Below are 9,937 nucleotides of genomic sequence, written 5' to 3'. Positions count from 1 at the left end.
GCGCCTGTGGCACCCGTCGGCCCGGTCGGCCCCGTCTCACCTGTAGCGCCTGTCGCTCCCGTCGGCCCCGTCGGGCCAGTTGGACCGCCCGCGGGCCCCGTTGGACCTGTCGGCCCCGTCGGCCCCGTCGGACCAACCATCGTAGGCGAACTCAGTGCGCTCTCCAATGCATTGGAGAGAAAAAATTCTTTCCTGATAATTTCCCGCAGAGTAGAATTCACACTGTCGTTCGTTGCCAAAATGTCGCTTACCGTTACATCCGGAGCAGTAACACCCGGCAAAGTCCCTAGGATATACTGCAATTTCTCACCTTCGGCATTGATAATGTGGCTGAGACCCAATTCTTGCATTGCAATCGATGAGATCAACAACGAAATAGCTTCTTCACGCGTCAAAGAGATAGTAGGGGTAATATTCGGTAAATTTGCTTGCGACACGCCATTGTTCCTCCATCTTGTAACATGTTGTTAAGTTGACAAATCCTTTCTTTGTAGTTATCCACATCATATTGAAATTCGACAGTTACGGTTTGGGCAGCCAACCTTGTTAATGAAAAAAAGGTGTACATCTTGGTGTCCATTGCGATAACGACCGAAAAAACAACAAATAGTTTGTGCATGGAAAAATTCTTCTGCCGCTCTTAATGATAATCTTTATCGTTAAAACATGGGAGGGATTGTTCATAACTTTGATGTTGGTTCACATAACAATGAAGATGATCGATTAATTCCGGAATTGAGTATAAATATCCTCAATAGGTGATTGGGAGGAAAGCGATGGTTCGGCGATTTTTCAGTACTACCAACCTTACAAGGGTTTGTTTGCCCTTGATTTTTGTTGTGCCATCATTTCAGGATTATTGGAATTGGCCTTTCCGATGGTTGTGAATGTATTTATTGATGAGTTGTTGCCCAGCGGCATGCGGACTTTGATTTTATGGGCATTGGGGGGCCTGGTTGTACCGTATGCACTTAATATTGGACTAATGTATATCGTTAACTATTGGGGGCATATGCTTGGCATAAATATTGAAACGGACATGCGGCGCAAGCTGTTTGCTCAAAACCCGGCCGAAACGAGGAAGCAAGTTGGATCCATATAAAGAGTATATCAGACAGCGAATCGATGAAGGAACGACCAATTGTGAAGTTCTGATCGATGAACTGCGAGATATGGGCTACGTCGGTGGTAAAACGATTCTCAAGGATTATGTGAAAGGGTTCGTAGCGCCGAGAAAACAGGTAGTTCCGCGCTATGAAACGGCTCCGGGAGAACAGGCGCAAGTGGACTGGATGGATTGCGGCATTCAAGCGCTTGAAGGAAGACGCCGACGAATCTACGGATTCATCATGACGATGGGCTACTCGCGAAAACGATATGTACGATTCACCAATTCCATGAAAATGGACAGCTTCCTGCGATGTATGAGACAAGCCTTCGAGTACTCATCAAGGACAAACGGCATTGCTCGTACGAGCGGACGAGTTCATGGAAGCGGCCAGGGAGGCGGTTGAAAACCGACAGGTTCCCAAATTCTTGAGGCGTTACGCCCGCCCCTCGATCCTGATAATTTTTAGTCCGGCCTTGACAGGAAGCTCGGCGTGGCGATCCCGCCGACCGTGCATATGCCCGCGTGTATGGCGTCTTGCACAATAAAGCCCCGCGACGGAGGGGGGGCTCAATCGCGTTGGTCCGCTGTTCTCGTTGCTGTCATGCTGTCCCCGTTGCGGCAATATTGTCAAGAGTGCCGGGCTAAAGATCGCCAGCTGACAAATAAACCGTTTACAAAACCAAAAGAATCGAGTACACTAGTTGTATGACAGGATGACTCATTTTTGCAGAAATCCTGTATGACAAGTTGAATGGCGTCGTTTGCCGCTCAACAGCACTTAAAGACATCATTGGTATTGGAGGTTAGCGCAATGAAAGCAGGAAAGTATCTAGCGGAGAGAACCGTGCGCCCGGCTGCAGCCGAAGTGCCGGTTCCGGGAGAAGGCGAGGCGCTGATCAAGGTCGCTTATGCCGGAATTTGCGGCACCGACATGATGATTTACGCCGGCAAGCACCCGAGAGCCAAAGCTCCGCTCATTATGGGACATGAATTCAGCGGCACCGTTGAATCGGCGGTCGGATTGAAGCAGTTCCGGCCGGGTGACAGAGTGACGGTGGAGCCGTATTTGACGTGCGGGACGTGTGCGGCCTGCCGTGCCGGCCAGTATCATGTGTGCGCCGTGTTAAGGTGCATCGGCATCGACCGCGACGGAGGCTTCGCCGAATATGTAGCGGTTCCCGAACATCGCCTGCACCGTCTCCCGGACGAGGTGTCCGATGAAGAAGGCGCGCTCGCCGAACCGCTGGCTGTAGCCGTTCATACGGTGCGCCGCTCGGACCTGAAGATCGGGGACTGCGTGGCGATTCTGGGAGCGGGCCCGATCGGGCTGCTTATCGGACTGGTCGCGAAGCAGGCCGGCGCCGGCGAAATATTGATTTCCGACATCAGCCCTTATCGGCTGCAGATCGCCAGACAAATGGGCTTTACGGCGATCAATGCCAAGGAAGCCGATATGACTGAGGCTGTCCTCGCTCATACGAACGGCGTCGGCGCCGATGTCGTCTTCGAAGTGGCCGGCACGGCGGTGACGGCGAAGCAGATGATTCCTTGCATCAAATTTCAGGGCAAGGTCGTTGTTGTCAGCGTCTATAAACAAGCTCCCGCTGTAGATCTTGCCGCCATGCATTTCAGAGAAGTTTCCATCACGACGACGCGCTGCGCCAATTCCAGCGATTTTGCCACCGCGATTCGCTTGATGGCGACCCGAGCCGTGGACGTGCGGCCGCTCATTTCGCATAGGCTGCCGCTCGAGCAGATCGAGCAGGGCTTTGCGGCGATGGAAAATACGGAAATATCGCTAAAGGTGCTTTTTCACCCTTAACCCGCGAAGAAGGAGGATTACGATCATGCAGATTAGCTTGCAAGGGAAGGTGGCCGCAGTTACCGGCGCCACTCGGGGGATTGGACGGTCGATCGCCATAGCTATGGCGGAATCCGGCGCGGATGTTGCGCTGCTGCAGCGCAGTCCGGAGAACGAAGCCGTGAAGCGGGAGATCGAGAAGCTTGGCGTCCGTTGTGCCATCGTTCCATGCGATGTCAGCGACTCCCGGCAGGTGAAGGAAGCGGTTCCCCGGGTCGTCGAAGCATTGGGGCGGATCGATATTTTGGTCAATAACGCAGGGATTCAGCGCCGCTCCCCGGCCGTGGAATTTTCCGAAGCGGATTGGGATGACGTGCTGCAGGCCAATTTGAAAGCGGTATGGCTGCTTTGCCAGCAGGCAGGCAAGTACATGCTCGCCCAAAAAAGCGGAAAAATCATTAACATTGCGTCGCTCGTCTCGTTTCAAGGCGGCATATTGGTCCCGGCCTACGCCTCGGCCAAAGGAGCGGTGGCGCAATTGACCAAAGCGCTGGCGAATGAATGGTCCTCGCAAGGGGTCAACGTCAACGCGATCGTCCCCGGTTATATCGCAACGGATATGAACGAAGCGTTGATCAACGATCCGGTACGCAGCAGACAAATTTTGGAGCGGATTCCTGCCGGAAGATGGGGCAACCCCGACGATTTCAAAGGCCCTGCCGTATTCCTGGCTTCGGATGCTGCGGAGTATATTCACGGGCATTTGCTCGCTGTCGACGGCGGATGGCTCGGACGGTAGGACAGAGGCTCCCCCGGATCGGAATGTAATTCTGCTGCAAACGTTTTACGAATCTCCAACCATGGTGTATAATAACTTGTATGACATGTTTGGAGAGGGTAGCGAATGAGCATTAAGTCCATTCAAAAAAACAATATCGTCCAAAGCGTCTTCGAGCAAATGAACGAGCATATCCGCAGCGGCCAGTGGAAAGTAGGCAGCAAGATTCCTTCGGAAGCGCAGCTGTGCGAGATGTTCAAGGTTAGCCGGGTGAGCGTAAGAAGCGCCATTCAGAAGCTAAGGGACATGGGGATCGTCGTCACGCATCAGGGCCGCGGCACCTTCGTTGCCGAGATGCCGCACGAATTTACGCTGATCGATTCCGGACCGATCATGAGGCTTAGCGAGAAGGCATTTCTCGATATGATGGAGTTCCGGCTGACGACGGAATTCAAGAGCGTGGAATTGGCGGCGCAGCATGCCACGGAAGACGATTTCCGGGAGCTGGAGCGGATATTGAACGATATGATTAGTAACAAAAACAATTACAAGAAGTATACGGAAGCGGATTTCGAATTCCATTTGGCTATTGCCAAAGCTTCTCATAACGAGGTTTTTTACAAAGTGACGAAGGGCATTAAAGAGCTGTACTATTTTTATTTGGAGGAATTGAACCGGGTATTCGGCGTGACGCTGGAAAGCATCGAGGTGCACATTAACATTTTCAGGGCGCTGCAGAGAAGAGACGCCGCGACGGCGCAGCAAATTTTAAAGAGCGCGATGGAAGCCAATGTGCTGAAGATGAAAGAGCATTTGCGGGCGACGAACAAGGCTTGACGGTCTGCGAACAGACCGTTATGACAGCATATAACATGTAGGACGACTAACAATTATTTCGACCAGTTCTCATGAAGGACGAGTTTTCGCGAAGGCTAACTCGCATGAAGGACGAATACTCATAAAGGAAGGTATTGGCATGAGCAGCATAACGATTCAAGACGTGAAAGTGATTTTGACAGCGCCCGGCGGCATCGATCTCGTTGTGGTCAAGGTGGAGACGAACCGCCAAGGCTTGTACGGACTCGGCTGCGCAACCTTCACGCAGCGAATCTATGCGGTGAAATCGGCGATAGAGGATTATTTGAAGCCGTTCCTGATCGGCAAGGACCCGGCGAGAATCGAGGATTTGTGGCACAGCGCCAGCGTCAGCGGTTATTGGCGGAACGGGCCGATTATGAACAACGCCTTGTCGGGCATCGATATGGCTTTGTGGGACCTCAAGGGCAAGATGGCCGGGATGCCGGTCTACGAACTGCTGGGCGGCAAATGCCGCGACGGGATCGCCCTGTATCGGCATGTCGACGGAAGCACGGAGGTCGAAGTGGAGCGCAATGCGCGAAAGCTGATGGAAGAAGGCTATCAATATTTGCGCGTTCAGATGGGGATGTACGGGGGCAGCGGCACGGAGGATACGCGCCTGATTGCGAGCGTCATCTCGCGCGCGGCGAACATTCAGTCGAAGCATTCGCCCGATCATGCCCAGCCGGGAGTTTATTACGATCCTGAAGCGTATGCCAAAAGCGTCGAGGGGCTGTTTGCCCACCTGCGGGCAACACTCGGCTACAATATCGAACTGATCCATGATATTCATGAACGAATTGCGCCGATCGAGGCGGTTCGCCTGGCCAAAAAGCTGGAGCCGTATCATTTGTTTTATTTGGAGGATCCGACGCCCCCGGAACATTTGGATTGGATCGGCATGATCCGGCAGCAGACGAGCACGCCGATTGCGATGGGCGAGCTGTTTACGAATGTGAACGAATGGAAGCCTCTGATCGAGAACCGCTATATCGATTTTATTCGTGCCCATGTAAGCGCTATTGGCGGAATTACGCCGGCCAAGAAGTTGGCGGTCTTCGGCGAATTTTACGGGGTGAGGACGGCATGGCACGGCCCTGGCGACATTTCTCCTGTCGGGGTGGCGGCGAATCTGCATTTGTCGATCAGCACTCCTAACTTCGGAGTCCAGGAATGGACGCCGTTGAACGAGCCGCTGCAGAAGGTGTTCCCCGGCTGCCCTGTCGTGAAGAACGGCTATGCGTACGTGAACGACTTGCCCGGGCTCGGCATCGACATCGATGAAGCGGAAGCGGCGAAATATCCGTGCCAGGGCACGATTCCTACGTGGACGCTGGCCCGCACGCCGGACGGCACTTCGGCGAAGCCTTGACCGGATGCATTAAGATCACATACCGAAAGAAGGGGCATACATGAATCAGATCAACAAACCGACCAAAGTTCGCTTTTTTGTGCTGGCGCTGCTGTTTATTGCCGTGGCCATCAACTATATGGACAGAGCGAACTTGTCCGTAGCGGGCTCGACGATCCAAAACGAGCTCGGATTAAGCGCGACGCAGCTCGGTTTCCTATTCTCGGCCTTTACCTGGGCGTATGCCGCCGCCCAGGTTCCGGTCGGCTGGCTGCTTGACCGGATCGGGGCGCGAATGCTGTACGGCTGGGCGATTATCCTGTGGAGCCTGTTCACTTTTATCATGGCGTTCAGCTCGCACAACGTATTTGCCAGCACCGGGGCTTCCTTTGCCATGCTCGTCATCTGCCGCCTGCTGATCGGGCTTACCGAAGCTCCGGCCTATCCGAGCAATACCAAAATCGTGACGTCGTGGTTCCCGAACCATGAACGGGCCAGGGCCGTAAGCATTTATTCCTCGGCGCAGTATATCGGGCTTGCCGTGTTCACGCCCGCTCTGGCTCTGATCATTGCCAAGTTCAATTGGGAATCGGTCTTTTATGCGACGGGAGCGGCGGGGATCATCTTCGGCATCTTGTGGATCATTCTGTACCGGGACCCGCAGGAGAGCAAGCGGGCCAACAAGGAAGAGCTGGATTATATCCGCAAGAACGGCGGTTTCGAGTCGCAAGCGGCGGGCCGCAGGGAACCGACCACCTGGCGCGAAGTCGGGTACGTGGTCAGGCAGCGCAAAGTATGGGGCATCTTCATCGCTCAGTTCGCCGCATCCTCGACGTTATATTTCTTTTTGACCTGGTTTATGGTTTATTTGGAGAAAGGACTGCATCTGCCGGTCAATCAAGCGGGCTTTGCCGCCATTCTCCCGTATATGATGGCTATGGCGGGCGTATTGTTCGGCGGCTTCCTCAGCGACTACCTGCTCAAGAAGGGCAAGTCGACCACGTATGCGCGGAAGCTGCCGATGGTCTCGGGGATGATCCTGACTGGAATTCTGGCCTTTGCCAACTTTTTCGAGGACACTCCGGTTGTCGCTGTGATCATTTTGTCGCTGGCATTCTTTGCTAACGCTTACTCCAACATGGGCTGGGTGGCGCTTGGCGATGTGCTGCCCAAGAAAATGGTCGGCACAGTCGGCGGCATCCTGAACCTTTGCGGCAACCTGTCCGGCATTATCAGCCCGATCGTGATCGGCGCCCTGATCCAAAATACCGGCGGGTATCACGGAGCGATGCTTTATACCGCAGCCGTAGCCGTCATCGGCGGCATTGCTTTCCTGCTGGTCGTCGACAAGCTCGAACCGATCGATTTGAGCCGCATGAACCGAACGAACGATAAAGATGACGGCCAGGCTAACGTTTCGGCGTTGTGATAGCGCTTTCGATATGACTATAGGCATGAGCTTCGGGAATGGACCGGGCTCATGCCTTTTTTTGTTGCCAAAATCCGTGTTACTTCGGCAAAGCGTTTCGCGAATATATGAACATGACGCAGAAGGAATACCGGATAAAGAAGCTGGAGTTCTCTTTCCATGTTGTTCAATAAATGCGGGATTTGCCGAATGAATGCATAAGATATGCGGGGAATTTCCCCGGAAAGTTTGTTAGGCTATAGGAAAGAAACGAATTTCATTCATAGCGTTTCCGAAGCGGTCGCTTTCGCCAGTCAAGTCAATCGCCGTTCGATACGGGTGCTAGCGGATTTCTATCATATGAACGAGGAGAACGAACCGCTAGGTACATTAGTAGAACATAAAGATTGGCTGGCTCATATTCATTTGGCGGATACAGGCCGGTTAAGCCCGGGCACGGGGCAGTACCCGTACGATTCGTTTGTTCAGGCTTTGCAAAAGGCCGGCTATACCGGGCTATTGTCTGCAGAATGCAGCGTGAAGCATCCGGACGAAGAGCTTCCGGCCGCTTTGGCATTTATGAAAAAGAAGTTCACATTATGAGGTGGGATACGTATGCATGCATCGCGTCAGGACAAGGTGAGAATCGGCGTCATCGGCCTTGGCAACATGGGCTTAAGCCATTGCCGGCAAATTCATATAAACAAGAAGGTTCCCGGGCTGGAGTTGGGCGCCGTGTGCGACATCAGCGAGGAACGCAGGGAGTGGGCGCGCAACCATTTAACGGACGTACCGGCATACGGCAACGCTGCGGAGATGTACAAGAGCGGGCTCATCGATGCCGTGCTGATTGCCGCGCCTCACTACGATCACCCTCCGCTTGCTGTGGAGGCTTTTGCGAACGGACTTCATGTGCTGGTGGAGAAGCCTGCCGGCGTTTATACCAAGCAAGTGCTCGAGATGAATGCCGCTGCCGAAAAATCCGGCAAAGTCTTCGCGATGATGTACAATCAGCGTACGAACCCGGTATACCAGAAGGTGAGGGAGCTGATCCATAGCGGGGATTTGGGCGGTCTCAAGCGCGCGGTATGGATCGTCACCGACTGGTACCGCTCGCAGGCTTACCATGATTCCGGCTCGTGGCGTTCCACATGGGCGGGCGAAGGCGGAGGGACGCTCATCAACCAAAATCCTCATAATCTGGATCTGTTCCAGTGGATATTGGGTATGCCGAAGAAGCTTCGTTCCTTCGTCAGCTACGGCAAATACTACGACATCGAAGTTGAAGATGATGTAACGGCTTATATGGAATTCGCCAACGGAGCCAGCGGCGTCTATATTACCTCAACCGGAGAGCTGCCGGGTACGAACAGACTGGAAATTTCCGGCGATATGGGCAAGATCGTCGTTGAGAACAATACCATTACCTTCTACCGGAACCGGATATCGGAGCGGGAGCATAACCGGACGAACACCAATCCTTTCGGCAGAGTAGAGAACTGGAAATGCGAAGTTCCTCTGGGCAAAGGCGGCGGCGAGGGGCATGTCGGCATTATGAAAAATTTTACGAATGCGATTCTGCATGGGGAGAAGCTCTTGGCGCCAGGAGAAGAAGGCATTTGCGGCCTGCTCATTTCAAACGCAATCCATTATTCCAGCTGGACGGATACCCTCGTTGATCTCGAGCGTTTTGACCATGACCATTTCTACGAGCTCCTTCAGGAGAAGATCGCCAGTTCGACCGTTAAGAAAAGCATGGTCCATCAAGTTGTCGATATATCCGGAACCCATTAAGGATAACTCATTAAGGAGGAGACACAGGCATGACTAAAATCGCAGGGGTACAGCTTTACACGATTCGAGAATATGCGAAGACGCCGGAGGCGATCGATGAATCTTTACGCAAAATCAGAGAGATCGGCTATACAACCGTGCAAGCGTCGGGGCTCGGTCCCATACCGGCCGATGAATTGGCTGCCATGGCGCGCTCCCATGGATTGAACATTGTGCTCACGCATACGCCATATGCGCGGTTTACGGAGGATCTGGACGGAGTCATCAAGGATCACCATACCCTCGGCTGCCGCCTGGCGGGACTTGGCGGCCTGCCTTCCTCGTATCGCAATGCCGAAGGGTATTATGCGTTTGCCAAGCAATTTGCGGAAATTGCCGATGAGCTGGGCAAAAACGGTCTGAAGTTCAGCTATCATAATCATCATTTTGAATTTCAAAAGTATGACGGCAAGCTGGGTCTGGATATTATTGCGGAGGCCACGAACCCGGATACATTCCTGTTCACCCTGGACACTTACTGGGTACAGGCGGGGGGAGCCGATCCGGCCGCATGGATTCGCAAGCTGGCGGGAAGAATCGAAGCCATTCATTTAAAGGATATGACGATCATTGACGAGAAGCAGATTATGACCGAGATTATGGAAGGTAACCTCGACTGGCCGGCCATCTTCCGCGCCTGCGAGGAAGCGGGCGTCCAATGGTATTTGGTCGAACGCGACGCCGGTCCTACCGATGCCTTCGATAGCTTGAGAATCAGCTTCGAGAATCTCAAGAAGGCTGGCTTCGCTTAAGCTGGCAAGACGCATCATCCCAAGCTTGGTGCACGAATCGCGAAT

At 53.4% G+C, this 9,937-nt stretch carries 10 protein-coding genes and 1 pseudogene; 10 read left to right on the top strand and 1 reads right to left on the bottom strand.

The genetic code is table 11. From position 1 onward, the window contains the following. The coding region (locus F591_RS32420; protein WP_483823575.1) for an alpha-helical endospore appendage domain-containing protein at positions 1 to 437 on the bottom strand (437 nt) is incomplete at its 3' end. A 339-nt stretch (positions 438 to 776) separates the two neighbouring features. On the opposite strand from F591_RS32420, the pseudogene F591_RS29745 reads away from it, so the two are divergent. The 10 genes and pseudogenes from F591_RS29745 to F591_RS0122235 form a co-directional block, all read left to right on the top strand. Next, a pseudogene (locus F591_RS29745) lies at positions 777 to 1,057 on the top strand (ABC transporter transmembrane domain-containing protein); the annotation flags it as partial. A gap of 31 nt (positions 1,058 to 1,088) precedes the next feature. Continuing rightward, entirely contained in the window at positions 1,089 to 1,514 is a 426-nt protein-coding gene (locus F591_RS28770; RefSeq protein WP_019536824.1) for a transposase, read from the top strand. 408 nt (positions 1,515 to 1,922) lie between these two features. Then, the gene (locus F591_RS0122275; RefSeq protein ID WP_019536823.1) at positions 1,923 to 2,933 is read left to right on the top strand and encodes a zinc-dependent alcohol dehydrogenase; all 1,011 of its coding nucleotides are present in this window, start codon (positions 1,923 to 1,925) and stop codon (positions 2,931 to 2,933) included. 25 nt (positions 2,934 to 2,958) lie between these two features. Next, the gene (locus F591_RS0122270; RefSeq protein ID WP_019536822.1) at positions 2,959 to 3,711 is read left to right on the top strand and encodes a glucose 1-dehydrogenase; all 753 of its coding nucleotides are present in this window, start codon (positions 2,959 to 2,961) and stop codon (positions 3,709 to 3,711) included. Between the two features lie 105 nt (positions 3,712 to 3,816). Next, complete coding sequence (locus F591_RS0122265; RefSeq protein ID WP_019536821.1) at positions 3,817 to 4,527, top strand: FadR/GntR family transcriptional regulator; 711 nt, start codon at positions 3,817 to 3,819, stop codon at positions 4,525 to 4,527. A 139-nt stretch (positions 4,528 to 4,666) separates the two neighbouring features. Further along, a complete protein-coding gene (locus F591_RS0122260) occupies positions 4,667 to 5,920 on the top strand; it encodes an enolase C-terminal domain-like protein (protein WP_019536820.1) in 1,254 nt (417 codons plus the stop codon). 40 nt (positions 5,921 to 5,960) lie between these two features. Further along, positions 5,961 to 7,328: an MFS transporter gene (locus tag F591_RS0122255; RefSeq protein WP_019536819.1), complete on the top strand. Its 1,368-nt coding sequence runs from the start codon at positions 5,961 to 5,963 to the stop codon at positions 7,326 to 7,328. Between the two features lie 204 nt (positions 7,329 to 7,532). Next, complete coding sequence (locus F591_RS33025) at positions 7,533 to 7,910, top strand: sugar phosphate isomerase/epimerase family protein (protein WP_019536817.1); 378 nt, start codon at positions 7,533 to 7,535, stop codon at positions 7,908 to 7,910. Between the two features lie 12 nt (positions 7,911 to 7,922). After that, a complete protein-coding gene (locus F591_RS0122240) occupies positions 7,923 to 9,101 on the top strand; it encodes a Gfo/Idh/MocA family protein (protein WP_019536816.1) in 1,179 nt (392 codons plus the stop codon). A 29-nt stretch (positions 9,102 to 9,130) separates the two neighbouring features. Beyond that, on the top strand, positions 9,131 to 9,892 hold the full coding sequence (locus F591_RS0122235) for a sugar phosphate isomerase/epimerase family protein (RefSeq protein WP_019536815.1): 762 nt from the start codon (positions 9,131 to 9,133) through the stop codon (positions 9,890 to 9,892). The last annotated feature ends 45 nt before the right edge of the window (positions 9,893 to 9,937 follow it).

Origin of the sequence: Paenibacillus ginsengihumi DSM 21568, from assembly GCF_000380965.1 — a bacterium.
Classification (GTDB): Bacteria; Bacillota; Bacilli; order Paenibacillales; family NBRC-103111; genus Paenibacillus_G; species Paenibacillus_G ginsengihumi.
The sequence above is the reverse complement of the archived record's forward strand: the minus strand, read 5'-3'. Positions and strand labels throughout refer to the sequence as shown.

Excerpts from the sequence above, each read along its gene's own strand:
- F591_RS0122275 (WP_019536823.1), top strand. The coding sequence starts at position 1,923 with ATGAAAGCAGGAAAGTATCTAGCGGAGAGAACCGTGCGCCCGGCTGCA.
- F591_RS0122270 (WP_019536822.1), top strand. The coding sequence starts at position 2,959 with ATGCAGATTAGCTTGCAAGGGAAGGTGGCCGCAGTTACCGGCGCCACT.
- F591_RS0122265 (WP_019536821.1), top strand. The coding sequence starts at position 3,817 with ATGAGCATTAAGTCCATTCAAAAAAACAATATCGTCCAAAGCGTCTTC.
- F591_RS0122260 (WP_019536820.1), top strand. The coding sequence starts at position 4,667 with ATGAGCAGCATAACGATTCAAGACGTGAAAGTGATTTTGACAGCGCCC.
- F591_RS0122255 (WP_019536819.1), top strand. The coding sequence starts at position 5,961 with ATGAATCAGATCAACAAACCGACCAAAGTTCGCTTTTTTGTGCTGGCG.
- F591_RS33025 (WP_019536817.1), top strand. The coding sequence starts at position 7,533 with ATGCGGGGAATTTCCCCGGAAAGTTTGTTAGGCTATAGGAAAGAAACG.
- F591_RS0122240 (WP_019536816.1), top strand. The coding sequence starts at position 7,923 with ATGCATGCATCGCGTCAGGACAAGGTGAGAATCGGCGTCATCGGCCTT.
- F591_RS0122235 (WP_019536815.1), top strand. The coding sequence starts at position 9,131 with ATGACTAAAATCGCAGGGGTACAGCTTTACACGATTCGAGAATATGCG.